Consider the following 23,020-nt stretch of genomic DNA (forward strand, 5'->3'; position numbering starts at 1 on the left):
GCGCGGGCCGTTCGGGTGCCGCGCTTGTCCGAGCGTTTGCCGGCGCCTATGCCTGCGGTCCTGAAATGATTGCCGAAAGACCACCATGCGCCCGATCGATCACCTCGTCTTGCCGGTTGCTGCGCTCGCTACGGCGCGAGAGCGCCTGACCGAGCTCGGCTTCCAGGTCTCGCCGGAGGCGCGGCATCCTTTCGGCACGGGCAATGCGCGTGTGTTCTTCAAGAACCGCACCTATCTGGAACCGATCGCGACGCTCGATCAGGCCGTGGTCGACAAGGGGATCGCCGAAGGGCTCGTCTTCCTCGACAGGATCGCGAAGGCGAGCGCGCGTGCCCCGGAAGGCTTCGCGATGCTGGCCTTGAAGGGCGACGACGCGGAGGAAGCTCTGGACCTCTACCGGCAGAAAGGCTTTGGCGTCGGCGATCTCTTTTCGTTCGTCGGCAAGGCGCGCAACGATGCTGGCGACGAAACCGAGTATGGGGTGCGCCTTGCTTTCGCGGCCGACCCGAAAGCGCCGGAGGCTGCGATCTTCGTCTGTCAGCCCGTCGGCATGAGTGTGAATACCGGCACGCGCTATTGCGACCATCCGAACGGAGCGGACGGTGTCGTCGCCGTCGCAGCCGTTGCAAAGAACCCGGCCGACTTCCACGTCTTCCTGTCGGCGGCGACCGGACAGCGTGAGCTGCGCGCGACGTCGTTTCTCGTCGAGGCGGAGCTTGGTTCGCAGAGGCTGCTTCTCATGACGCCGGCGGGCTTTGAAAACCGTTACGGCGTCACAGCTCCCGATCCAGGCGACGGCTTCGTCTTCGCGGCCTTCGAGGTCCTGGTCGACAATCTCGACAAGACGCGCGAGTTTGCGTTGGACGGGATGCGCACTGCAGAGCGGCTTGTCGTGCCATCTGCCCCAGGCCTCGGAACCGTCCTTGCCTTCGTGGAAAACCGATGAATGACACCGTGCAGCCTCTAGTCCCCAATGCGGTTGTTGAAGCCGGCAGCGTTAGCTTCGGCAATCACCTGCCGTTTTCGCTCATCGCGGGACCCTGTCAGATGGAGAGCCGCGATCACGCCTTCGATATGGCGGGCGCGCTCAAAGAGATGACGCAACGGCTCGGGATCGGCCTCGTCTACAAGACGAGCTTCGACAAGGCGAACCGCACGAGCCTCTCCGGGCGCCGGGGCGTCGGGCTGGAGGCGGCGTTGCCGGTTTTCGCCGACATCCGCAAGGAGCTCGACCTGCCGGTTCTGACCGACGTGCATGAGCGCGGGCAATGCGCCGAAGTCGCCGAGGTCGTCGACATTCTGCAGATCCCGGCCTTCCTGTGCCGGCAGACGGATCTCCTCATCGCCGCCGCGGAGACCGGCCGGGTGGTGAACGTCAAGAAGGGCCAGTTTCTGGCGCCCTGGGACATGAAGAACGTTGTCGCCAAGCTCATGGCGAGTGGCAATCCAAACGTCCTTCTGACCGAGCGCGGCGTTTCCTTCGGTTACAATACCCTGGTGTCCGACATGCGCGCGCTGCCGCAAATGGCGGAGACCGGAGCACCGATCATTTTCGATGCAACGCATTCGGTGCAGCAGCCGGGCGGGCAGGGCGGCTCCTCAGGGGGCGATCGCCGCTTCGTGCCGGTACTTGCGCGCGCGGCAATCGCGGTGGGCGTTGCCGGGCTCTTTGTCGAGACGCACCAGGATCCCGACAACGCGCCCTCTGATGGGCCGAACATGGTGCCGCTTTCTGACATGGAAGCGATGCTTGAACGGCTGATGGCGCTCGATGCTGTGGTGAAAGCCTCGCCGGGCGGCCGGTAAGGTCACGTCACGGCCGCGGCGAAAACGTGGCCGTGCCTTTTCCATGCCGAGATGCCGGAACGCTGGTCCGGGCCGCGCCGTATTGCCTCCAAACCTTTGACGAGATCGGGCCAAACGCTGCACGTTGCGGCTAAATGCGGCCGTTTGCCGACAGGCTTTTATTATCTTTTTTTCATTCGTGCGGATTCGCCATCTCCCTTAGCGTGGGGCCGCGAATGGTTGGGTGAGATCAACTCCAGCCAAGATCGACACGAAAATGGGTTGGTATTGATGCGCGTGCTTCTCGTTCCGGTCGCTCTCGCGATTTCCCTTGTGTCCGCGGCCTTCCTGATGGGGCGGCAGGCCGATGTGCAGACGACACCGGCAATCGATGCTCCCCGCCACGAGATTCGGATGGCCACCGGGCAAAGTCCGCATTTTTGGGTCGATTGGCCGTCTGAAGGCTGTGCGGCCTCCAAACGTGTCGTCGTCACCTATCGAGGTGAGACGTCGTTCTTCTGCGCTGACGATCTCGGACGGTCGAGCTAAAAGGTCCGCGATACGCGCACCGAAGGGCGTGAGCTGCGCGGCAGCTCTGCCGCCAGGGGGCTTTTGTTGCGCGCTCACATCGAATAGGAAAACGCCCTGAAGGGGGATCCCATATGACTGCGATCATAGACATTATCGGCCGCGAAATTCTCGACAGCCGTGGCAACCCGACCGTAGAGGTCGACGTGCTTCTCGAGGACGGTTCGACGGGACGCGCTGCGGTGCCGTCCGGAGCCTCGACCGGCGTACACGAGGCCCATGAGCTGCGCGACGGCGACAAGTCACGTTACGGCGGCAAAGGCGTTTTGAAGGCCGTCGAGGCGGTCAACAGCGAGATTTTTCAGGCGATCGGCGGCCGCGAGGCCGAGGAGCAGATCGCCATCGACCGCGCCATGATCGAGCTCGACGGCACGGAGAACAAGGGCCGGCTCGGCGCCAACGCCATTTTGGGCGTGTCGCTTGCCGTCGCCAAGGCGGCTGCGGCTGCCCGTGGCCTGCCGCTTTACCGCTATGTGGGCGGCGTCGCGGCGCGCACCTTGCCGGTGCCGATGATGAACATCGTCAATGGTGGTGCGCACGCCGACAACCCGATCGATTTCCAGGAATTCATGATCATGCCGGTCGGCGCCGACACGTTTGCCGACGCGCTGCGCATGGGCTCCGAGATCTTTCATCGCCTGAAGGCGTCCCTTCACGATGCCGGACACAACACCAATGTCGGTGATGAAGGCGGTTTCGCGCCGGGGCTCGCCTCGACCGACGAAGCGCTCGGTTTTGTCGTGAAGGCGATCGAGGCAGCCGGCTACAAGCCGGGCGAAGATGTCTACCTCGCGCTCGATCCGGCATCATCCGAGTTCTTCAAGGACGGAAAATACGTGCTGGAAGGCGAGGGACGGACGCTCTCGCCGGCCGAGATGGTCGACTATTATGCCGATCTCGTCGCTCGCTATCCGATCGTCTCGATCGAAGACGGAATGGCCGAGGACGACTGGGACGGCTGGAAGATCATGACGGACAAGCTGGGCGACAAATGCCAGCTGGTCGGTGACGACCTCTTCGTGACCAACGTCAAGCGCCTGAAGCGCGGCATCGACGATGGCATCGCCAATTCGATCCTCGTCAAAGTCAACCAGATCGGCTCGCTGACGGAGACGATGGAAACGGTCGAGATGGCGCATTTTGCCGGCTACACCGCCGTCATGTCGCACCGTTCCGGCGAGACGGAAGACGCGACGATCGCTGACCTGGCCGTCGGCACCAATTGCGGACGCATCAAGACGGGTTCGCTGGCGCGCGCCGATCGGACCTCGAAATACAATCAGCTTCTGAGGATCGAGCAGGATCTCGGCGCTTCCGCGCATTATGCCGGCCGCGCAGTTCTGAAGAAGTGATCTTCCGAAGGCCCGCTGCGTGTGACGTGGCGGGCCTTCGAAACTCAGGCCGCGAGAACCTCGAAAACGGCCGTATCGATCGTAAATGAGCCGTCGTCCTCGATGGCGAAGTGGCGGGCGACATGGCCGCTCGCCGACTTTTGCAGGAGACGAATCGCGGACGAGAATTCCGGTTCGGTTCCGATGCGCTCCACCCAAGACGCAAAGTCGAGCCGCAGTCGAGCGCCCATGCTGCGGCGAAGCGAGAAGCCCGCGCTCTGCAGTTCCCGCAGCCATTCTGAGATTGAATAGTCGCGCACATGCGACGGGTCCCGCAAAAGCTCCACCGCCTGCAAATGCGTGTCGAGGAGCGGCGTGCCCGGAGAGACGACATCCATGAAAATGGCCGTCGAGCCTTCCTTCAGTATACGACGCGCCTCCCGCAGAGCACCTGGAAGATCGGTCCAGTGATGGGCGCTGAAGCGGCTTGCGACGAAGTCCGCCTCGCCATCGGCGAAGGGCAGGGCGTGGATGTCGCAAACTTGCGTCTCGATATTGGGAAGTCCGCGATTTCGTGCCGTCTCCGCCACGGCAGAGAGCATCTCCTGGGAGAGATCGCAGGCGACGACGCGGCGCGCGAATCCCGCCATCGTGTAGCTGACATGCCCGCCGCCAGCACCAAGATCGATGGCCGTTTCCGGGTTAAGCTCGGCGATGCGTTCGGACAGATAGGCAAGATCGGAGCCACTCGCATGCACGGCGCTTGCCACATATGACGCGGCGCGAATGCCGAACTGGCGGTCGATGAGTACGTTCTGTGACATGCTCGAGGCCATGGGAGGTCCCTCTCAATCGGGCTTTTTGGGCACGCATGCGTCATATGCCGTCAGATGCGGCCGCGAATCCAGTCTCCTTGTTCCTCCTTTCTGAACGCATGATGACGGAGGAGGTCGCCACGCTCATGGCGGCTCCGGCTGAAAGGCGTTGAAGAAGGCGCCGGAAATGCGGGCGATTGTGGGGATGAAGCGAGACGAAAGGGTGCCGGGCACCCGCGCCATCGGCGTCGATGTCTTAACGTGACGGCAAGAAAGGCGCCCCGATTTGGGACACTCCAATACCGGCTGTCACACCGTTTCTTTACCCTGGGTCTCTAGTGTCCAACTCGTGGGGACGGAAGGGTTCTGCGTACGTCCCCGCCGATCACCTCCAGTCTGAGTGAGCGTTGGGGTAGAGCGGCCGATGGCAACCCGGCAGCGTAAACAGTCGAAGCTTAAGCCGCTTGCCCTTCCGTTGGGCTGCCTCCTTGTGCTCGCCTATTTTTCCTATCATGCCGTTGAAGGGCATTACGGATTGGAGGCGCTGGAGACGCTCGAAGCGCGCAAGGTCGATCTCAACAAAGAGCTCGATGAGCTGCTTGCGAAGCGCGCCAAGCTCGAGCGCCGGGTCGCTCTTCTGCGTCCAGACAGCCTCGACCGCGATATGCTCGACGAGCGCGCACGTCAGGCCCTCAATCTCGTTCATCCCACAGATATTGTGATTTACGACGCTGCCGACGGCAGCTGAGCATCGGCTTTTGTCGAGGCGCTTTTTCCTCTTCCTCCGGTCCGTGGGACGGCATGCAACCCTGCCTGTCTTGCGAAACGGGTTTCCCCGCCCATTTTCCCGTAATAGTGTGCGGCAGAAATTTCAGGAGGACTGGAATGGCGGCAGCCAAGACCCCGTCACAGACGGGGACCGGCCAGCGTAGGTCACGCTCGCGCTCGCAAAACTCTTCCGCGAAGACCCGCGGGAAGGCGAATGAGAACGGAAATCTCCCGGTAGGTGCGACGGCCGAGCGGCCGAACACCGAGACCGCTGAGAAGTCGGCGTTCGATCCGATCGTCTTTTCCAAGGACGAGGATCTGAAAGCCTATCGCGAGATGCTTCTCGTGCGGCGATTCGAGGAGAAGGCAGGCCAGCTTTACGGCATGGGCCTGATCGGCGGATTCTGCCATCTCTATATCGGCCAGGAGGCCGTCGTCGTCGGCATGCAAATGGCGTTGAAGGAGGGGGATCAGGTCACCACCACCTATCGCGACCATGGGCACATGCTTGCGACAGGTATGGACCCAAAAGGCGTCATGGCGGAGCTGACGGGTCGTCGCAGCGGCTATTCGCACGGCAAGGGCGGCTCCATGCATATGTTCTCGCGGGAGAAGAACTTCTTCGGCGGACATGGCATCGTCGGCGCCTCTGTGCCGATCGGGACAGGCCTCGCCTTCGCGAATCGCTATCGCGAGAACGATTGCGTCTCGATCACCTATTTCGGCGATGGCGCAGCCAATCAGGGACAGGTCTACGAGAGCTTCAATATGGCGAAGCTCTGGAGCCTTCCCGTCATCTACGTGATCGAGAACAATCAGTACGGCATGGGCACATCGGTGGCGCGCGCTTCGGCTACAACTGAATTGTGCAAGCGGGGCGAATCCTTCGATATCCCGGGCCACCAGGTGGACGGGATGGATGTGCGTGCCGTGAAGGCCGCCGGTGATTTTGCCGCCGAGCATGCCCGCTCCGGCAAAGGCCCGATGATCCTCGAGATGCTCACCTACCGCTATCGCGGCCATTCGATGTCGGATCCGGCCAAATATCGCTCGAAGGAGGAGGTGCAGAAGATGCGCACCGAACACGATGCGATCGAGCAGGTGAAGAAGCGGCTGATGGAAAGCCACGGCATGAGCGAAGATGACGTGAAGGCCGTCGACAAGGAAATTCGCGGCGTCGTCAACGAAGCGGCGGAATTCGCCCAGAACGATCCCGAGCCCGATCCGTCCGAATTGTGGACGGACGTGTACGTAGAAGCGTGAGGCCCTGCTGAATGCCGACCGAGATTTTGATGCCGGCCCTGTCGCCGACCATGGAGGAGGGAAAACTCTCCAAATGGACGGTGAAGGAGGGCGACGAGGTCGCCGCCGGAGATGTGATCGCCGAGATCGAAACCGATAAGGCGACGATGGAGGTGGAAGCCGTCGACGAGGGCAAGATTGCCAAAATTCTCGTCGAAGAGGGCACCGACGCCGTCAAGGTCAATACGCCGATCGCGCTGTTGCTCGGCGAGGACGAAAACGAAAGCGATCTCGAAAAAGCCCCCTCTGGAGACAAGGGAGGCAAGGCCAATGGCGGCTCCGCTCCCGCGGCACCGGAGCCGGAGGCTAAGGGGAAGGAACCTCAAAAGGAGGACGAAAAGCTCGGCCGCAAGGACGGACCCGTCTCCGTGCTCGTGGCGATGGACAAAGCCGAGCCGCCAGAAGATCCGGACGTGCCCGAAGGCACCGAGTTCGAAGAACAGACTGTGCGTGAGGCGCTGCGCGACGCCATGGCCGAGGAGATGCGCCGCGATGGCGATGTCTTCGTCATGGGCGAGGAAGTGGCCGAATATCAGGGTGCCTACAAAGTCACCCAGGGGCTCCTCGACGAGTTCGGAGCTCGCCGCGTCATCGATACGCCGATCACCGAGCATGGCTTTGCCGGCCTCGGGGTGGGCGCCGCGTTTGCCGGCCTGAAGCCGATCGTGGAATTCATGACCTTCAACTTCGCCATGCAGGCGATGGATCAGATCATCAATTCGGCCGCGAAGACGCTTTATATGGCAGGCGGTCAGATGGGCTGCCCGATGGTCTTCCGTGGTCCGAACGGTGCCGCGGCTCGCGTTGCTGCGCAGCACAGCCAGGATTACGCGGCCTGGTATTCGCAGATCCCGGGCCTCAAAGTCATCCAGCCGCATACGGCGGCCGACGCGAAGGGTCTTCTGAAGGCGGCGATCCGTGATCCAAATCCCGTGATCTTCCTGGAAAACGAGATCCTTTACGGCCAGTCGTTCCCGGTTCCGAAGCTCGATGATTTCGTCCTGCCGATCGGCAAGGCGAAAATCGCGCGCAAAGGCTCGGATGCGACGATCGTCTCCTTCGGCATCGGCATGACCCACGCCTTGAAGGCGGCGGAGCAACTGGCCGAACAGGGCATCGATTGCGAAGTGATCGACCTCAGAACGTTGCGGCCACTCGATATCGAGACGGTCATCCGTTCCGTGAAGAAGACCAATCGCTGTGTGACGGTGGAAGAAGGCTGGCCGCAGAACTCGATCGGCTCCTGGATCGCCTCGCAGCTGATGGTGAAGGCCTTCGATCATCTGGACGCGCCGGTCTTGTCGGTGACCGGCAAGGATGTGCCGATGCCGTATGCCGCCAACCTTGAGAAGCTCGCTCTGCCGAGCGCCAAGGAGGTGGTCGAAGCCGTGAAAGCGGTGAGCTATGCCGACTAGGCTGGCATTCGGAGTGTTGGGCGGGGCTCTCTTGGCTGGCCCCGCTCTGGCTGATCCTCCCCGTTTCGACGTCGAGGCTTATTGCCGAGAGGTCGCAAATTTTGGCGGTTCTTTCAGCCAAACGACACTCCAGGGTTGCTACCAGATGGAGCAGACTGCCTACGACGCGCTGAAACGCCAATGGAACGAGCTCGATGATGGTATGAGGGATTATTGCATTGACGTCGCGAAATTCGGCGGAAAGGGCTCCTATTCCACTCTCCAGGGCTGCGTTCAGATGGAACAACAGGCCGAGGGTGAGAACCAGGGCTTTAAGTTTCGGTATTGAGTGGGAAAGTCGAGATGTCGGCGTATTGTCGGGAGCTGAAAACGAGCGATGGCTAAGCCCGCGGAAAGACAGGCGACCTACGCCGATCTTCAGGCGGTCCCGTCGCATCTCGTCGCCGAGATCATCGACGGGACGCTCGTCACGCATCCAAGGCCGACACCTCGGCACGCTGCTGCGGCGAATCTTCTATCGTACGAGGTCACCGGCCCGTTCCAAAAAGGCCGGGGCGGTCCCGGCGGCTGGATCTTCCTCGTTGAACCTGAGCTGCATTTGGGGCGGGACGTTGTCGTGCCGGATATCGCCGGGTGGCGCCGCGAGCGCCTGTCGGTGCTGCCTGAGACGGCATATCTGGAGACGGCGCCGGACTGGGTTTGCGAGGTGATCTCGGCCTCGACCGAAACCTATGACCGGGTGTCGAAGCGCAGGATTTATGCCGGTGCCGGTGTCTCGCATCTCTGGCTGCTCGACCCGCGCTCCAAGGTTCTGGAGGTCTTCGCACTCGCCGGCGACAGCTGGCTGCTCGTCGGCACCTTCCGCGACGGGGACGATGTCGCTGCGCCCCCGTTTGACGTCATGACGTTTCCGCTGAGCGCGCTCTGGCCGCTCGATGTCGAGGGCGAAGTCTCGCCCAACGCGCAATAAAGAATTTCCGGAGAACCGGTTTATGTCGATCAATATCCTGATGCCCGCCCTGTCGCCCACCATGGAGAAGGGCAATCTCGCCAAATGGCACGTCAAGGAGGGCGATGCGGTCGCTCCGGGCGATGTCATTGCCGAGATCGAGACTGACAAGGCGACCATGGAAGTGGAAGCCATCGATGAGGGCACGGTCGCCAAGATCCTGGTCAGCGAGGGAACCGAGGACGTCGCGGTCAACGATGTGATCGCCATTCTCGCCGAAGAGGGCGAGGACGCAGATGCCGTGGAAGCTCCGGCAGAGGAAGCCTCGGCCTCCGCAAACGGCAAGGGGGCTGATGCTTCGCCTCCGGAACCGAAAGAGACTGAGGGCGGTGAAGCCGTCCCGCGCGAGGGGCTGCATGACGCCGACGCTGCGGACAAACCGAAGCCATCTCACGAGACGGAGAAGTCGAACGGCAAGTCGTCCGGTCGAATTTTTGCCTCGCCGCTGGCAAAGCGCCTCGCGAAGGAGAAGGGCCTGGATCTGTCGGCGCTGTCGGGTTCCGGCCCTCACGGGCGTATCGTCAAACACGACATCGAGGAAGCGGTCGAAAAGGGGGAAGGCCAGGCCGCTGCCCCGGCTGCCGCAGAAACGACACCCGCATCCGCGCCGAAGACGCCGGCACCGGCCGGTATGGGCGACGAGCAGATCCGCAAAATGTTCGCCGAGGGCAGCTACGAAGTCGTGCCGCACGATTCCATGCGGCGCACCATCGCCCGCCGCCTGGTCGAAGCGAAGACCACGATCCCGCATTTCTATCTGACAAGCGATTGCGAGATCGATGCGCTCCTGAAGCTGCGTTCCGAGATTAATGCGGCCGCACCCGTTATCGACGACAAGCCGGCCTATAAGCTGTCTGTGAACGACTTCGTCATCAAAGCGATGGCCATGGCGCTGCAGGCCGTGCCGGAGGCGAACGTCACCTGGACGCAAGAAGCAATGCTGAAGCACAAGGGATCCGATGTCGGCGTCGCCGTCTCGATCCCGGGCGGCCTGATCACGCCGGTCATCCGCGATGCGGAGAAGAAGACCCTCTCTGTCATCTCCAACGAAATGAAGGATATGGCGGGCCGCGCGCGGCAGCGGAAGTTGAAGCCTGAGGAATATCAGGGTGGAACGACTGCCGTCTCCAATCTCGGCATGTACGGGATCCGTGATTTCGCGGCCGTGATCAATCCGCCTCACGCGACCATCCTGGCCGTCGGCGCCGGCGAAAAACGCGCCGTCGTGCGCGACGACAGGGTCACGGTCGCCTCGATCATGACGGTGACATTGTCGACCGACCATCGCGCCGTGGACGGTGCGCTGGGAGCTGAGATGCTTGCCGCTTTCAAGCGTTATATCGAGAACTCCATGACGTTGCTGATCTGAGCGGCACGGAGTTGATGCGTGTCATAAGTGACCGCCCGCAATTGCGGGCGGGACTGGCGGTTGCAGGCATCCTTGCCCTGACGGCCGCCATCCTCCTCGCCATGGGGCGAATCCCGATTTGCGAATGTGGCCGTGTCGATCTCTGGTACGGCGACCCGAACGGGCCGGGGAACTCCCAGCACCTGACAGACTGGTATACGCCCTCACATATCATCCACGGCTTCTTGTTTTACGGTGCGCTGTGGCTCCTGGCCCGGAACTGGTCGGCGGTTAGACCGATCGGAGTGCGTTTGGTCCTGGCGACTCTGGTCGAAGCGGCCTGGGAGATTGTCGAAAACTCGCCCTGGATCATCGATCGCTACCGCGAGGTGACGATCGCTGCCGGCTACAATGGCGACAGCGTCCTCAATTCTCTGTCGGATATCGTGGCGATGATGGCGGGATTCTGGTTCGCCCGCATATTGCCCGTATGGACGACCGTGTTGATTGCCGTCGCCATGGAGATCCTGGTCGGATGGCTGATCCGCGACAATCTCACTTTGAATGTGTTGATGCTGTTGTGGCCGCTCGATGCGGTGCGCGAGTGGCAGGCGGGCGCGGTACCTCTTTGAAAGCTCGGCGGAAGCTATCTGGAGGGGCGGATCGAGCCGGTGATAATGGTGTCGTCGCGCTCCTCCCTTGCCGCCACAAGCGCTCCGGCATCCATCCTCTGCATCGCCAGTTCCGTCGCGAGTTGGTCGAGGCTATAGCTTGTGAGCTTGACACCGGCCACCGAGACGACGGCGATCAGCGCTGCAATCAGCGCATATTCGCTCGTGCTGTTGCCGGCGTCGTCGCGCCAAAATCGTCTTGTGGAATCGCGCATGCCCATCCCCCTGGGTTCTCCACAAGATAGAGAAGAAGCCTTGCACGATGGTAAACCGCGCGTTGCCGGAAACGATGAAAATGCGCGGAAGATTGGTGCGGCAGCTTTTGTCGCGCCCAGAACGTTGCATGCAGCAGGCTGAGATAGCGTGTTGCTGTATGAGAGGTCCCGAATGTTTCTTTCGGTTTTCGATATTTTCAAAATTGGCATTGGTCCGTCATCGTCGCACACGATGGGGCCGATGGTGGCGGCGGGACGCTTTCTCAACCTCATCCGCGACGGCGATTGGCCGCGTCCTGCCGGCGTCGAGCCAGCGCGGCTCGCCGTCAGCCTGCACGGCTCGCTCGCGTTCACAGGCAAAGGCCACGGCAGCGACCGCGCGATCCTTCTTGGCCTGATGGGCGAGAGCCCTCGAGACATCGATCCATTCCGCATCGATGAGATCATTGCAGGGGTTCACGAAACCGGGATGGTGACCCCGCCGGGGCACCCGGCCTACCAGTTCAATCCCGGAAAAGACCTCGTCTTCGACTTCGACACGCCGCTCCCTGGCCACGCGAACGGCATGCGGTTTTCGGCCTTTGCCGCCGATGGGCGCCGACTCGTACAGCAGATCTATTATTCTGTCGGTGGCGGCTTCGTTGTCACCGACGAGGAATTGGCGCGCACCTCCGCGGACGATTCGCCGGTCACCGACACGTCTCCGGTGCCCTATCCCTTCGCAAGCGCCAGGGAGATGCTGGCGATGGGCGAGAGCTCGGGGCTCAGTATCGCAGAGATGAAAGAGGCAAACGAACTCGCGCGCGGGCAGGAGAGCCGGGCTCTTGTCTCGGGCTTGGAGCGCATCTGGGACGAGATGCGCGCCTCGGTGGAGCGCGGGCTTTCGGGCGAGGGCGATTTGCCCGGTGGCCTTGGCGTCAAGCGCAGAGCGCGCGAACTCCATGATCGTCTGCAGCATGAGAGCGGTGCCAACGCGCTGCAGCCGCACCGCGTGATGGACTGGCTGAGCGTCTATGCCATGGCGGTCAACGAGGAGAACGCCGCCGGCGGCAAGATCGTCACCGCCCCGACGAACGGGGCGGCGGGGGTCGTGCCGGCGGTCGTCCACTATTACCTCGACCATTGTATCGGAGCATCGCGGGAAGGTGTGCGCACCTTCATTCTGACGGCGGCCGCGATCGGCGGCATCATCAAGCACAACGCGTCGATCTCAGGCGCTGAGGTCGGCTGTCAGGGGGAGGTGGGCTCGGCCTCGGCGATGGCCGCTGCGGGGCTTGCTGCGGCTCTCGGCGCGACGAATGCGCAGATCGAGAACGCCGCCGAGATCGCGCTTGAACATCATCTCGGCATGACCTGCGATCCGATTGCGGGGCTCGTTCAGGTCCCCTGCATCGAGCGCAATGCGCTTGGGGCAGTGAAAGCCGTCACCGCCGCGTCTCTCGCCATGCGCGGCACCGGGGACCATTTCGTCCCCCTCGATAAATGTATCGAGACGATGCGTCAGACCGGCCGCGACATGCACGAGAAGTACAAGGAAACCTCGAAGGGCGGTCTCGCGGTCAACGTCATCGAGTGCTGACGCCTCGGCTCTGTGTGCCCATGCGGGTCGTGGCTTGGTGCATCGCCCCGATCGTACGATTCTAGCCTGAAGCGACTGTTGAAGCTGGGGAGGGTGCCGGCTTTCCCCTTCACGGACGACGCCGTCGGGACTAAATCGAAGGGATGGCGCTGCATCTTCTGAAGCTCTGTGTGGGCGCGGAATTAATCGACGACCTGAAGGACTGGATCGAACGGCGACTCGCTGAGCGCGAGCGCGCTGGCGAGCCGGCCGAGCATGCTCATGTGACGCGCATGGTGCCGCGTCGCCGCGACGAACTTCTGGCCGGCGGCTCCCTCTACTGGGTCATCAAAGGCAATGTGCAGGTGCGTCAGCGCCTCTCGGATATCCGCGTCTTTCAGGACAGCGAAGGCGTTCAGCGTTGCCGTCTCGTGCTCGATCCGGAGTTGGTGCCGACGGCCTGGCAGCCCCGGCGTGCCTTCCAGGGATGGCGCTATCTGAAGCCTGAAGATGCTCCTGCCGATCTCGGCGGCGATGTCGACGGCTTCGGGGAGCTTCCCGCGGAGCTGCGTGGCGAGCTGGCGGCGCTCGGCCTGCTGTAAGCGCTTTAGACCGCGATATTGTCGATGAGACGCGTGCCCCCCAGCCAGGCGGCTGCGAGGAGGCGTGCCGGACCGTCCGAGAGCTCTGCGAGCGGCTGCAATGTCTCGCTGTGTCGGAGCGAAATATAGTCGACGCGAAAACCCGCCTCACTCAGTCGCTCTTGGACGTCATTGACAGTGCTGGCGGCCGGGGCACCTGCACGCAGAGCGTCTGCTGCCCCTTGCAGCGAGGAATAGATCAGCGGTGCCCTCCGGCGTTCTTCAGCGCTCAGATAGGCGTTGCGCGAGGACAGGGCGAGCCCGTCGGCCTCACGTGCGGTCGGCGCCGCAACGATGCGCGTGGGCAGCCTCAGATCGCTCACCAGCCGCCGGACGACGAGGAGCTGCTGATAGTCCTTTTCACCGAACACCGCCTCGTCGGGAAAGCACGAGATCAGAAGCTTTGAGACAACGGTGGCGACACCCTCGAAGAAATATGGGCGGAAATCGCTTTCCAGCCCTTCGCTCGGTCCGGCCACTTTGACCGTCGTGGCGTAGCCTGCGGGATACATTTCCTCGGCACTCGGCGCGAAAACCAACGGCACGCCGACCCTTCCAAGCGCTTCCAGGTCTGCTTCCGGGCGCCGTGGATAGCGAGAGAAATCCTCTTCGGGTCCAAACTGCGTCGGATTGACGAAGATGCTCACCACCACCCGGTCGCAGCGTTCTGCCGCAAGCTCCACGAGTTGGAGATGACCGGAATGCAAGGCGCCCATCGTGGGCACCAGCGCGATCGTTTCGTCAGCGGCACGCCAGCTGTCGATCCGGTCCCTGAGATTGGCGATACTCGTCGCGATATCGGGATGCACGTCGATCCTCGGATATGTGAAAGCTGCCGAAGCGGTAATCGGCCATGCTGACTTGCGCAAGGTGCCGCGCAGACCACATCCTGCGAAAAGGAGATGCGCAAGGCGATGACCAAGGGCAAAGACATCACGACCCCCGGACGGGATCTTCCGTCTGAGAAAAGCCGCTCGAGCCGCGGCGAAATCGACGCATTTTTGAAACAGGCGAACAGCCTTGCACCGGTGAGCGGCGATGCGCGCGGCCGCCTGGTCTTTGCGCTCGATGCCACGATGAGCCGTCAGCCCACCTGGGATCTCGCCTGCGGCCTGCAGGCCGAAATGTTCAAGGCCGCGGCCGATGTCGGCGGACTGACCGTGCAGCTTGTCTTTTTCCGCGGCTTCGGCGAATGCCGGGCCTCCCGCTGGGTTGCCGACCCCGCGGCCTTGCGGGACTTGATGGTCGGGATCGGCTGCCGTGGCGGCAAGACACAGATCAAGAAAGTGCTCGCGCACACCCGTCGCGAGACCGAGAAGAGGCCGATTGCCGCTCTCGTTTATGTGGGCGATGCGATGGAAGAGGAGGTCGATGAATTGTCGAATATCGCGGGTGAACTCGGTCTCCTCGGCGTGCGCGCGTTCATGTTTCACGAAGGGCGGGACCCACGTGCCGAAGCGGCCTTCCGCGAGATCGCGCGCCTGACGCGCGGCGCCTATCTGCCGTTCAATTCAGCCTCTGCGTCAGAGCTCAAAGATCTGCTGGGGGCGGTCGCGACTTATGCGGCAGGTGGCCTCAAAGCCCTGGAAGCATCGGGCTCGTCTGCGGCCCGTCGGCTGCTGCCATCGCTGAAGTGAGCCCACGATGATCAGAGGCCTTTTCATCCTGATCGCGGCTGTCGCCGCGATCTATCTGCTCTTTCGCGTCTTCTTGACGGCGTCTCCGGCAAGGCTTGCGGGGACGTTGCGTCTGGGGGCGGGGATCGCTCTAGGGCTCGTTGCCCTCGGCCTTTTGATTGTCGGCCAGTTCGCGTTCGCCCTGCCGGTCGCGATCTTTGCGTTCTCGCTTTTGCGCAAGAGCTGGTCGCGGCGGGGAGGGGCAGGAGGCCACCGGTCTACTGTGCGTTCCGCCGGGCTCGAAATGACACTCGATCATGCAACCGGCGAGTTGGATGGCACGGTTCTCGCCGGGCGCTTTGAGGGGCGGCTGTTGTCGGAACTTACGTTTGAGGAACTGACCGTGGTCGCCCGCGATATGAAGGGCGACCCGGAGTCACTCAGGCTTCTGGAAAGTTATCTCGACCGGGCGCATCCCCGATGGCGAGACGACATGCAGGCTGATGCCGACATGGGGGCAGGCACGACGAGCAGCGCGAGCGGAATGAGCACGCAGGAAGCCTATGATATTCTGGGGCTTCAGGCGGGCGCCGGCGAGGCGGAAATCCGCCAGGCCCATCGCCGGCTGATGAAGCAGGTCCATCCCGACCGCGGCGGCTCCGCCGCTTTGGCTGCCAGAATCAACCAAGCCAAAGAGAGGCTTTTGAGAGAACACCGCTGAACTCCGTTTACGCAACGAACACTCCAGAGGACGGGGTCAGTTCGGCAGGGCGAGACAGGAGAAGGATTTGCGCTTCAAGCTTGCGCAGGCCGCGCGGGCTTCGTTCTTTCCGGAAAAGCCGGCGAAGCGGGCGCGGTAGAGCGTCTCACCGCTCTTTTCGACCGGCTGCGTGAACGGGGTCGCCGACGCGAGCACCGTTCCGCCATTGCGCTTGGCCTTGTCCAGGAGGGTGCGTGCACCTTCTTCGCTCGGCGTTGCGCCGATCTGGATGTGCCATCCGCCAGGCGCAAGACGCGGTTCCGAATAGCCCCTGCGCGTCCGGACCGAAACGAGCGGCTCCTCGTCTGCCGCACCTTCAGCGGCATGCAAGGCGGGTTCCCCAAGAGCCGCGGCGCGACGGTCTGCCATCCGCGTGAGGGCGGCAATCGGATCTTCGCCGGCAGCGTCGGATGCATAGGCGAGGCGGGCGACCTCGGTCGCTTCCTCGATGCGTGCGGCGATCGGGTCGTAGCCGCTTGCGAGCTGCCGCGGCGCTGCGGGCCTGTTGGCAGGGGCGGAGACGGCGAGGATCGCTGCCTGCGCTGAGTCGCCGCTGCTGATGCCCGAAGCGGCCGAAGCGAAGGCCATCGTAGGTGCCAGCGTCGGACGCGCATGCGGAAGCCGCGACGGCTCCTGAACGTGGGCCACGATCATCGGCGCGGTCCTGAGGCCAGGCTTCGCATCGTCGAGGTAACGATGGATGAGGTCGACCATATGGGAGTTGCGGGAGGCGCCGCTGCGTCCGCCCATCACCACGGCGATGATATGGCGACCGTCGCGCTCAACCGACGTGACGAGGTTGAAGCCCGAGGCGCGCGTGTAACCGGTCTTGATACCGTTCATGCCGTTCACCTTGCCGAGAAGATGATTGGTGTTGCGGTATGTGCGGCCCTTCCAGGTGAAGGTGCGAGTGCCGAAATATTTGAAATAGCGGGGGAAGCGATCGTGGAGCGCGAGGCCGAGGCGGGCCATGTCATGCGCCGTGGTCATCTGCTCCGAATTGGGCAGGCCGTTTGCCGTGCGGAAGGTGGTGGAGATCATTCCGAGGCTGTGCGCTTTGGACGTCATCTTGCGGGCGAAAGCCGCCTCGGAGCCCGAAATGTTTTCAGCCACGACCACTGCGACGTCGTTCGCCGATTTCACGCAGAGAGCCTTGATGGCGTCTTCAACCCGGATCGTCTGGCCCGGGCGCAAGCCGAGCTTGGAAGGCGGACGGCTTGCGGCCTCCTTGGAGACTTTGAGCTGGCTGTCGAGACTGAGACGGCCGCTGTCGAGCTCCTCGAAGAGGAGATAGAGGGTCATCATCTTCGTCAGGGACGCAGGATAACGCAGCTCATCGGCGCGATCCTCGTAGAGGATACGCCCCGTCTTCGCATCCATCACGAGACCAGCGTATTTCTCATTGGCCGAGGCGCTGCCTGCGAAAGCAACAAGGAAAACCGCCACGGCAATGGTTACCCATGTGCCCGTGCGCAAGATTCCTTCGACCGGATTTAGACGACCCTGTCTCAATTTTGACCCCACTGACGTCAGCCGCACGGTAACCTATGACGCCGTTACCCCTTGACCCTCCGTGCTTATGCTTGCCCCAAGCTAGGAGGAGCGTCGTTACCGGACGGTAAACAAACGCCTTTTTGATTGCACTGAATTGCGTGCGAATGGCAACCGCGTGGAAGCCATTTTTATGCTGCGTTGCAACATATGACTTGCGAAATTTGTGCAACGCACATATATCTGATGACACGCATCAGCGGGGCCGGACGAAGGGCCCGTGTAGCGCCACTTACTTGGGGGTTTGTGATGACCAACGCATTTGAAGATTTGCAGAAAATGAGCACGCTCGGCATGGACAAAGCAATGCAGAGCTTCGGCCTGGTGTCGAAGCGGATGCAGGCCATTGCCGCGGAAACGGCGGACTATTCCAAGAAGTCGTTCGAGGATACGGCGGCTCACGTGGAAAGCCTGATGGGCGTCAATTCGCTCGACAAAGCGATCGAAGCCCAGACGCAATATGCGCGGTCGAGCTACGAGGGTGCTGTTGCTCAGGCGACCCGCATCGGCGAGCTCTACGTCGACCTCGCCCGCGACATGATCAAGCCGTTCGAGGACTTCGCTGCAAAGCGCGCCTGAGGGCGATCGATCAAAGTCTCATCCTTTCAGGATGTTTAGAGCCCGGCCGCTGGCCGGGCTTTTTTTTGTGTGGAATTGCGGTTCACGACTGGCCTACGGGTTTCGGTCTCCTCCAAGGCGTGGGGCCATGACGAGACCGTTGAGGTCGGTGAGCACATGGCCGACGATCCGGACGGCAATGTCACGCAGCCAGAGACAGACGCCAATACCCCAGAAAGCCCATGCGCTAGCGCGAAGGCGAGAAGCGAGATGGCGGCCGCAGCGAGCGGACTTTCACCGCCCCGTGGGATCGTGGCGACGCTGGCAAGGAGGAGGAGTGGGAGAAATTTTCCGCGATGAGAATTTGCCTTGGCGGCTGATCCGTCGGGCAAGGCTGCGATTGCGGTCGGGCCGATCGATGCGAGGGCAAAGGCCGCGTCAGAGATCCTCGACTACATCCCGTTCGAGCATCGTTTCGCCCTTCGCTCAACCGGCGTTTCAGCCATCCGCTCTTCGAGCTTTTTGAAATTCTGTGGCCGGCTGCCCCTACACAGCGCCTACGAACGGCTCTAGCATTCCACCCGAGCCTACCTAAATTACGGTTTGGCAGGAGGGATAGATAAGGGGAGACCGAGGCGTTTCATGGCCAAAGACGACCGCGACGATTCCGGCAACAAAAATGGCACCGGGACGGTTGTCGTCACAAAGACGAAGCCGAAAACCCAGCGTCCGAACCTCTACCGCGTCCTTCTCCTGAACGACGATTACACGCCGATGGAGTTCGTCGTGCACGTCTTGATGCGTTTCTTCCAGAAGAACCAGGAAGCGGCGACGCAGATCATGCTTCACGTGCACAACAACGGCGTCGGTGAGTGCGGCGTGTTCACTTACGAGGTGGCAGAGACAAAAGTGACTCAGGTGATGGACTTTGCACGCCAGCACCAGCATCCTCTGCAATGCGTAATGGAAAAGAAGTAGCGAACGGAGTCGATCGGAAGGGCTATAACGTGCCATCATTTTCCCGCTCACTGGAGCTGGCGCTGCACAGAGCGCTCGCTTCGGCAAACGAACGTAGTCAGGAATACGCAACGCTTGAGCATCTGCTCTTGGCGCTCGTCGATGACAAAGACGCCGCCGCCGTCATGCGCGCTTGCGGTGTCGATCTGGACCGGTTGAAAGCTGATCTGACGGAATACGTCGATACAGAGCTTGCCAACCTCGTGAGCCAGACGGAGGACGATTCAAAGCCGACAGCCGGCTTCCAACGCGTCATCCAGCGTGCCGTCATCCACGTTCAATCCTCCGGCCGTGAAGAAGTGACGGGGGCCAATGTGCTCGTTGCGATCTTCGCGGAGCGCGAGAGCCATGCGGCCTATTTCCTGCAAGAGCAGGATATGACGCGCTACGACGCGGTGAATTACATCTCGCACGGCATTGCGAAGCGCCCGGGCCTGTCGGAGCCGAGGCCCTCCAAGGGTGCTCCCGAGACCCCGGGCAAGGCCGCGCCGGACGAGGAGGGCGAGGCTTCCGCCGGCAATGCGCTCGACGCCTGGTGCGTCAACCTCAACGAAAAGGCCATCCGCGGGAAAATCGATCCCCTGATTGGCCGTGAAGGCGAGGTGCGGCGTACGATCCAGGTTCTGTGCCGTCGCTCGAAGAACAACCCGCTCTATGTCGGCGATCCCGGCGTCGGCAAGACGGCCATTGCCGAGGGGCTGGCCAAGCGCATTGTGGAAGGCAATGTGCCGGACGTTCTCAAGGACGCCACGATCTTTGCCCTCGACATGGGCGCTCTTCTTGCTGGCACGCGGTATCGCGGCGACTTCGAGGAGCGTCTGAAGCAGGTCATCAAGGAGATCGAGGCGTTTCCGGGCGCGGTGATGTTCATCGACGAGATCCACACTGTGATCGGTGCGGGTGCCACGTCGGGCGGCGCGATGGACGCGTCGAACCTCTTGAAGCCGGCTCTGGCTTCCGGTTCGATCCGCTGCATCGGCTCCACCACCTACAAGGAATATCGCCAGTTCTTCGAAAAGGACCGGGCGCTTGTCCGGCGCTTCCAGAAGATCGACGTGAACGAGCCTTCGATCCCGGACACCGTCGACATCCTCAAAGGCCTCAAGCCGTACTTCGAGGAGCATCACGAGGTTCGCTACACCAACGATGCCATCCGCACGGCGGTGGAGCTCTCGGCCCGCTATATCAACGACCGCAAGCTCCCCGATAAAGCGATCGATGTCATCGACGAGAGCGGTGCCTCGCAGAAGCTGATGCCTGAGAGCCGGCGGAAGAAGCTGATCGGCGTGAAGGAGATCGAATCCACGATCGCGACCATGGCACGGATTCCGCCGAAGTCGGTTTCGAAGGACGACGCGGAGGTGCTCCAGCATCTGGAGACCAACCTGAAGCGCGTCGTGTTCGGGCAGGAGCAGGCGATCGAAGCGCTTTCCTCGGCGATCAAGCTCGCACGTGCGGGCCTGCGCGAACCGGAGAAGCCGATCGGCAACTACCTCTTCTCCGGCCCGACCGGCGTCGGCAAGACGGAAGTGGCGCGTCAGCTCGCAGATCTGCTCGGTGTGCATCTCCTGCGTTTCGACATGTCGGAATATATGGAGCGGCACACCGTCTCGCGGCTGATCGGTGCGCCTCCAGGTTATGTCGGCTTCGATCAGGGCGGCATCCTGACGGATGGCATCGACCAGCACCCGCATTGCGTGCTCCTGCTCGACGAGATCGAGAAGGCGCACCCGGATATCTTCAATATCCTTCTGCAGGTGATGGATCACGGCAAGCTGACCGATCATAACGGCAAGCAGGTCGACTTCCGCAACGTCATCCTCATCATGACGACCAATGCGGGAGCCGCCGATCTCGCCAAGCCGGCGATCGGCTTTGCATCGAGCAAGCGCACCGGCGACGACGAGGAGGCGATCAACCGCCTGTTCACGCCGGAATTCCGCAACCGTCTTGACGCCACGATCGCGTTCGGCTCGCTGCCGCCGGCGGTGGTCAACATGATCGTGCAGAAGTTTATTCTGCAGCTTGAGGCACAGCTTGCCGATCGCGGCGTCACCTTCGAGCTCGACGAGGCGGCAACGACCTGGCTTGCCGAAAACGGCTACGACGAGCGTATGGGTGCTCGCCCGCTTGGCCGCCTCATCCAGGAGGTGATCAAGAAGCCTCTGGCCGAAGAGGTGCTGTTCGGACGCTTGCAGAAGGGCGGCATCGTCAAGGTGACGGTTGAGGAGAAGGAAGACGGGACCACGGGCCTGAAGCTCGAATCGATCCCGGACGAAAATGCCCGGCCGAAGCCGAAGCCCGCGTTGAAGAGCAAGAGTTCGACCAAGCGTACCAAGGCCGAAAGCAAGAAACCGCCGAAGAAGGGCGGAGGCTCGGTGCCGAGCGTGCCATTGAAAGTGGAGTAAGACCCTCAAAGAGGACGGTGGGCGGCAGGCCCATCGTCCTCTTCTCCAAAGCGGGCCGGTTCGCCTTCTGGCGCGCCGGCTTTTCCATGCAGCGCCCGGCGATCTTCCGTCTCGGGACGTTCGCGACCCTCCCGCCATCTCCCGAAGAATGCAGGAGCCAATGCGCGACGAAGATACAGGACTGCGCTGGTTCCTGCGCGGAGTGGGCGGCATCGTCTCGGTGCCAGCCTTTATTCTGATGGCGTCTTTCATCGGTTTCGGGGTCTTGTGCCGGGAATCGGGGATCACGCTCGGGCAGGCCGTCTTCATGACAGGCTTCGTCTGGGCTTTGCCGAGCCAGCTCGTGCTCGTGGGCGCCATGGCGGCTGGAACATCTGTCGTCGTTGCAGGCGTTGCCGTTGCGCTCTCCGCCATCCGTCTGATGCCGATGACGGCGGCATGGGTGCCACTTGTGCGTGGCCCGAAGACCCGCAAATGGCAGCTCATCCTCATGTCTCACTGCGTTGCCGTGACGGCCTGGGTGTGGAGCGTGATGCGCCTGCGTGACACGCCGCCGGACAAGCGTGCGGCCTATTTCGCCGGGTTTGGTGCGACCCTCATCTCCGTGAATGTCTGCATCACTGCGATCAGCTACGTGAGCGCGGCTTCTCTGCCGCCGCTGTTGGCGGCTGGCCTCTTCTTCCTCACGCCGATGTATTTTTTGACGGCTCTGACGGCCTCTGCGCGCCTTGCCGCCGAGCGTCTCGCGCTGGTCTTCGGTCTTGTGTTGGGGCCTGTCTTGCGGGCGTCAGGGATTGGCCTCGATCTCCTTTGGGCCGGAGTGATCGGCGGAACTCTGGCCTTCGGAGCCCACAAGCTTCTGCGCGCCAAGAAGACCGGCGCATGACGCAAAGCGATTTCGCCCCGTATCTCTTCATTCTGATCGCCGGCACATGTGCGACGGATATCTGGCGCTGGCTCGGTGTCCTCGTCGGCGCGCGCCTCAAGGAAGAATCGGACCTTCTCTTATGGGTGCGGGCCGTCGCGACGGCTCTTGTCGCTGGCGTTATCGGCAATCTGATCGTCTCGCCGAGCGGGGCTCTGTCTGACGTGCCGCTTTTGATCCGACTGGGGGCGGGCGCTTTCGGCTATGTGGCTTTCTGGTTCGGCCGGAAGAGCGTTCTTGTCGGAGTGCTCGCCGCAGAGGCGGCGCTGCTCGGCGCCGCCTGGGTTTTCAGCGCTCTGTGATCAAGCTCCACCAAGGGCGGCTTTGATCTTCATCGCCTGCTCCTGAAGGACGGCCTGATCGGCCATGTCGCCGCTATGCGGCTTCAACTCGACACCCTCGAAGCGCGGCAGCACGTGGAAGTGCGTGTGGAAAATCACCTGACCGCCGGCCGGCTCGGAAAACTGGCTGATCGTCAGGCCATCCGCTTCAAAGGCTTTGACCACGGCGCGGCCGAGCCTTTGCACGGTGGCCATCAGGTTCTGCAGATCGTTCAGGTCGATATCGAGAATGTTGCGCGACGGCGCTTTCGGAATGACCAGGCAGTGACCGTCGCCACGGGGCATGATGTCCATGATGGCGAGCGTGTGGTCGTTCTCGAAGAGCTTGATCGCCGGGATCTCGCCGCGGAGGATTTTGGCGAAGACATTGTCGTTGTCGTAGGGCTGGCTCATTGCGC

General features: G+C 62.2%; 25 protein-coding genes. 20 read left to right on the forward strand and 5 right to left on the reverse strand.

Annotated features, from left to right (window positions below; translation table 11 throughout):
- Positions 1–85 precede the first annotated feature (85 nt).
- The 4 genes from L0F51_RS03010 to eno all read left to right on the forward strand — a co-directional run bounded on the left by L0F51_RS03010 (position 86) and on the right by eno (position 3,725).
- Entirely contained in the window at positions 86–946 is an 861-nt protein-coding gene (locus tag L0F51_RS03010; protein ID WP_234627876.1) for a VOC family protein, read from the forward strand.
- Complete coding sequence (gene kdsA, locus L0F51_RS03015) at positions 943–1,806, forward strand: 3-deoxy-8-phosphooctulonate synthase (protein ID WP_234627877.1); 864 nt, start codon at positions 943–945, stop codon at positions 1,804–1,806. Before L0F51_RS03010 ends, kdsA begins: the two co-directional genes overlap by 4 nt.
- A gap of 51 nt (positions 1,807–1,857) precedes the next feature.
- The gene (locus L0F51_RS03020; RefSeq protein ID WP_234627878.1) at positions 1,858–2,334 is read left to right on the forward strand and encodes a hypothetical protein; all 477 of its coding nucleotides are present in this window, start codon (positions 1,858–1,860) and stop codon (positions 2,332–2,334) included.
- Between the two features lie 113 nt (positions 2,335–2,447).
- Positions 2,448–3,725, forward strand: a complete 1,278-nt coding sequence (gene eno, locus L0F51_RS03025; RefSeq protein WP_234627879.1) for a phosphopyruvate hydratase — start codon at positions 2,448–2,450, stop codon at positions 3,723–3,725.
- Between the two features lie 44 nt (positions 3,726–3,769).
- On the opposite strand, the gene L0F51_RS03030 is transcribed toward eno, so the two are convergent.
- Positions 3,770–4,540: a class I SAM-dependent methyltransferase gene (locus L0F51_RS03030; protein WP_234627880.1), complete on the reverse strand. Its 771-nt coding sequence runs from the start codon at positions 4,538–4,540 to the stop codon at positions 3,770–3,772.
- 403 nt (positions 4,541–4,943) lie between these two features.
- Between L0F51_RS03030 and L0F51_RS03035 the strand changes: the two genes are divergently transcribed.
- The 6 genes from L0F51_RS03035 (at position 4,944) to L0F51_RS03060 (ending at position 10,993) form a co-directional block, all read left to right on the forward strand.
- Complete coding sequence (locus tag L0F51_RS03035) at positions 4,944–5,267, forward strand: septum formation initiator family protein (RefSeq protein WP_234627881.1); 324 nt, start codon at positions 4,944–4,946, stop codon at positions 5,265–5,267.
- A 137-nt stretch (positions 5,268–5,404) separates the two neighbouring features.
- Positions 5,405–6,550: a pyruvate dehydrogenase (acetyl-transferring) E1 component subunit alpha gene (pdhA, locus tag L0F51_RS03040; RefSeq protein WP_255701267.1), complete on the forward strand. Its 1,146-nt coding sequence runs from the start codon at positions 5,405–5,407 to the stop codon at positions 6,548–6,550.
- A gap of 50 nt (positions 6,551–6,600) precedes the next feature.
- Complete coding sequence (locus L0F51_RS03045; RefSeq protein WP_370642364.1) at positions 6,601–8,004, forward strand: pyruvate dehydrogenase complex E1 component subunit beta; 1,404 nt, start codon at positions 6,601–6,603, stop codon at positions 8,002–8,004.
- A 376-nt stretch (positions 8,005–8,380) separates the two neighbouring features.
- Positions 8,381–8,974 (forward strand): Uma2 family endonuclease, encoded by a 594-nt coding sequence (locus L0F51_RS03050; protein WP_234627883.1) that lies wholly within the window; start codon positions 8,381–8,383, stop codon positions 8,972–8,974.
- A 22-nt stretch (positions 8,975–8,996) separates the two neighbouring features.
- Complete coding sequence (locus L0F51_RS03055; protein WP_234627884.1) at positions 8,997–10,382, forward strand: pyruvate dehydrogenase complex dihydrolipoamide acetyltransferase; 1,386 nt, start codon at positions 8,997–8,999, stop codon at positions 10,380–10,382.
- A gap of 14 nt (positions 10,383–10,396) precedes the next feature.
- Positions 10,397–10,993 carry a DUF2585 domain-containing protein gene (locus L0F51_RS03060; protein WP_234627885.1) on the forward strand — a complete coding sequence of 199 codons (597 nt, stop codon included), beginning with the start codon at positions 10,397–10,399 and terminating at the stop codon, positions 10,991–10,993.
- A gap of 14 nt (positions 10,994–11,007) precedes the next feature.
- On the opposite strand, the gene L0F51_RS03065 is transcribed toward L0F51_RS03060, so the two are convergent.
- Positions 11,008–11,247, reverse strand: a complete 240-nt coding sequence (locus tag L0F51_RS03065; RefSeq protein ID WP_234627886.1) for a Flp family type IVb pilin — start codon at positions 11,245–11,247, stop codon at positions 11,008–11,010.
- Between the two features lie 172 nt (positions 11,248–11,419).
- Between L0F51_RS03065 and L0F51_RS03070 the strand changes: the two genes are divergently transcribed.
- Positions 11,420–12,826 (forward strand): L-serine ammonia-lyase, encoded by a 1,407-nt coding sequence (locus L0F51_RS03070; RefSeq protein ID WP_234627887.1) that lies wholly within the window; start codon positions 11,420–11,422, stop codon positions 12,824–12,826.
- Between the two features lie 143 nt (positions 12,827–12,969).
- A complete protein-coding gene (locus L0F51_RS03075) occupies positions 12,970–13,407 on the forward strand; it encodes a DUF1489 family protein (protein WP_234627888.1) in 438 nt (145 codons plus the stop codon).
- Between the two features lie 5 nt (positions 13,408–13,412).
- Here L0F51_RS03075 and panC read toward each other — a convergent pair whose 3' ends face one another.
- Positions 13,413–14,255 carry a pantoate--beta-alanine ligase gene (gene panC / locus L0F51_RS03080; protein ID WP_234627889.1) on the reverse strand — a complete coding sequence of 281 codons (843 nt, stop codon included), beginning with the start codon at positions 14,253–14,255 and terminating at the stop codon, positions 13,413–13,415.
- 105 nt (positions 14,256–14,360) lie between these two features.
- Here panC and L0F51_RS03085 point away from each other — a divergent pair, with 105 nt between their 5' ends.
- Both L0F51_RS03085 and L0F51_RS03090 read left to right on the forward strand, forming a co-directional pair.
- Entirely contained in the window at positions 14,361–15,083 is a 723-nt protein-coding gene (locus L0F51_RS03085; protein ID WP_234627890.1) for a VWA domain-containing protein, read from the forward strand.
- Between the two features lie 7 nt (positions 15,084–15,090).
- Entirely contained in the window at positions 15,091–15,783 is a 693-nt protein-coding gene (locus tag L0F51_RS03090) for a DnaJ domain-containing protein (protein WP_234627891.1), read from the forward strand.
- Positions 15,784–15,819: 36 nt separating this feature from the next.
- Here L0F51_RS03090 and L0F51_RS03095 read toward each other — a convergent pair whose 3' ends face one another.
- Positions 15,820–17,298 carry a D-alanyl-D-alanine carboxypeptidase gene (locus tag L0F51_RS03095; RefSeq protein ID WP_234627892.1) on the reverse strand — a complete coding sequence of 493 codons (1,479 nt, stop codon included), beginning with the start codon at positions 17,296–17,298 and terminating at the stop codon, positions 15,820–15,822.
- Between the two features lie 324 nt (positions 17,299–17,622).
- On the opposite strand from L0F51_RS03095, the gene L0F51_RS03100 reads away from it, so the two are divergent.
- The 6 genes from L0F51_RS03100 (at position 17,623) to L0F51_RS03125 (ending at position 22,583) form a co-directional block, all read left to right on the forward strand.
- Entirely contained in the window at positions 17,623–17,952 is a 330-nt protein-coding gene (locus L0F51_RS03100; RefSeq protein ID WP_092812491.1) for a phasin family protein, read from the forward strand.
- A gap of 348 nt (positions 17,953–18,300) precedes the next feature.
- Positions 18,301–18,504, forward strand: coding sequence for a hypothetical protein (locus tag L0F51_RS03105; RefSeq protein ID WP_234627893.1), 204 nt, complete (start codon positions 18,301–18,303; stop codon positions 18,502–18,504).
- A 69-nt stretch (positions 18,505–18,573) separates the two neighbouring features.
- A complete protein-coding gene (gene clpS, locus L0F51_RS03110) occupies positions 18,574–18,909 on the forward strand; it encodes an ATP-dependent Clp protease adapter ClpS (protein WP_092812489.1) in 336 nt (111 codons plus the stop codon).
- 29 nt (positions 18,910–18,938) lie between these two features.
- The gene (gene clpA, locus L0F51_RS03115; RefSeq protein ID WP_234627894.1) at positions 18,939–21,356 is read left to right on the forward strand and encodes an ATP-dependent Clp protease ATP-binding subunit ClpA; all 2,418 of its coding nucleotides are present in this window, start codon (positions 18,939–18,941) and stop codon (positions 21,354–21,356) included.
- Between the two features lie 160 nt (positions 21,357–21,516).
- Positions 21,517–22,242: an AzlC family ABC transporter permease gene (locus L0F51_RS03120; protein ID WP_234627895.1), complete on the forward strand. Its 726-nt coding sequence runs from the start codon at positions 21,517–21,519 to the stop codon at positions 22,240–22,242.
- Positions 22,239–22,583 carry an AzlD domain-containing protein gene (locus tag L0F51_RS03125; protein WP_234627896.1) on the forward strand — a complete coding sequence of 115 codons (345 nt, stop codon included), beginning with the start codon at positions 22,239–22,241 and terminating at the stop codon, positions 22,581–22,583. Before L0F51_RS03120 ends, L0F51_RS03125 begins: the two co-directional genes overlap by 4 nt.
- On the opposite strand, the gene L0F51_RS03130 is transcribed toward L0F51_RS03125, so the two are convergent.
- Entirely contained in the window at positions 22,584–23,015 is a 432-nt protein-coding gene (locus tag L0F51_RS03130; protein WP_234627897.1) for an HIT family protein, read from the reverse strand. It lies immediately after the preceding gene.
- Positions 23,016–23,020 lie beyond the last annotated feature (5 nt).

The sequence above is a fragment of the Afifella sp. H1R genome (genome assembly GCF_021462425.1).
Lineage (GTDB): Bacteria > Pseudomonadota > Alphaproteobacteria > Rhizobiales > Afifellaceae > Afifella > Afifella aestuarii.

Bases quoted from the DNA above. Each gene is read 5' to 3' on its own strand.
- L0F51_RS03010 (WP_234627876.1), top strand. From the start codon at position 86: ATGCGCCCGATCGATCACCTCGTCTTGCCGGTTGCTGCGCTCGCTACG.
- kdsA (WP_234627877.1), top strand. From the start codon at position 943: ATGAATGACACCGTGCAGCCTCTAGTCCCCAATGCGGTTGTTGAAGCC.
- L0F51_RS03020 (WP_234627878.1), top strand. From the start codon at position 1,858: ATGCCGGAACGCTGGTCCGGGCCGCGCCGTATTGCCTCCAAACCTTTG.
- eno (WP_234627879.1), top strand. From the start codon at position 2,448: ATGACTGCGATCATAGACATTATCGGCCGCGAAATTCTCGACAGCCGT.
- L0F51_RS03030 (WP_234627880.1), bottom strand. From the start codon at position 4,540: ATGGCCTCGAGCATGTCACAGAACGTACTCATCGACCGCCAGTTCGGC.
- L0F51_RS03035 (WP_234627881.1), top strand. From the start codon at position 4,944: ATGGCAACCCGGCAGCGTAAACAGTCGAAGCTTAAGCCGCTTGCCCTT.
- pdhA (WP_255701267.1), top strand. From the start codon at position 5,405: ATGGCGGCAGCCAAGACCCCGTCACAGACGGGGACCGGCCAGCGTAGG.
- L0F51_RS03045 (WP_370642364.1), top strand. From the start codon at position 6,601: ATGGAGGAGGGAAAACTCTCCAAATGGACGGTGAAGGAGGGCGACGAG.
- L0F51_RS03050 (WP_234627883.1), top strand. From the start codon at position 8,381: ATGGCTAAGCCCGCGGAAAGACAGGCGACCTACGCCGATCTTCAGGCG.
- L0F51_RS03055 (WP_234627884.1), top strand. From the start codon at position 8,997: ATGTCGATCAATATCCTGATGCCCGCCCTGTCGCCCACCATGGAGAAG.
- L0F51_RS03060 (WP_234627885.1), top strand. From the start codon at position 10,397: ATGCGTGTCATAAGTGACCGCCCGCAATTGCGGGCGGGACTGGCGGTT.
- L0F51_RS03065 (WP_234627886.1), bottom strand. From the start codon at position 11,247: ATGCGCGATTCCACAAGACGATTTTGGCGCGACGACGCCGGCAACAGC.
- L0F51_RS03070 (WP_234627887.1), top strand. From the start codon at position 11,420: ATGTTTCTTTCGGTTTTCGATATTTTCAAAATTGGCATTGGTCCGTCA.
- L0F51_RS03075 (WP_234627888.1), top strand. From the start codon at position 12,970: ATGGCGCTGCATCTTCTGAAGCTCTGTGTGGGCGCGGAATTAATCGAC.
- L0F51_RS03085 (WP_234627890.1), top strand. From the start codon at position 14,361: ATGACCAAGGGCAAAGACATCACGACCCCCGGACGGGATCTTCCGTCT.
- L0F51_RS03090 (WP_234627891.1), top strand. From the start codon at position 15,091: ATGATCAGAGGCCTTTTCATCCTGATCGCGGCTGTCGCCGCGATCTAT.
- L0F51_RS03100 (WP_092812491.1), top strand. From the start codon at position 17,623: ATGACCAACGCATTTGAAGATTTGCAGAAAATGAGCACGCTCGGCATG.
- clpS (WP_092812489.1), top strand. From the start codon at position 18,574: ATGGCCAAAGACGACCGCGACGATTCCGGCAACAAAAATGGCACCGGG.
- L0F51_RS03120 (WP_234627895.1), top strand. From the start codon at position 21,517: ATGCGCGACGAAGATACAGGACTGCGCTGGTTCCTGCGCGGAGTGGGC.
- L0F51_RS03125 (WP_234627896.1), top strand. From the start codon at position 22,239: ATGACGCAAAGCGATTTCGCCCCGTATCTCTTCATTCTGATCGCCGGC.
- L0F51_RS03130 (WP_234627897.1), bottom strand. From the start codon at position 23,015: ATGAGCCAGCCCTACGACAACGACAATGTCTTCGCCAAAATCCTCCGC.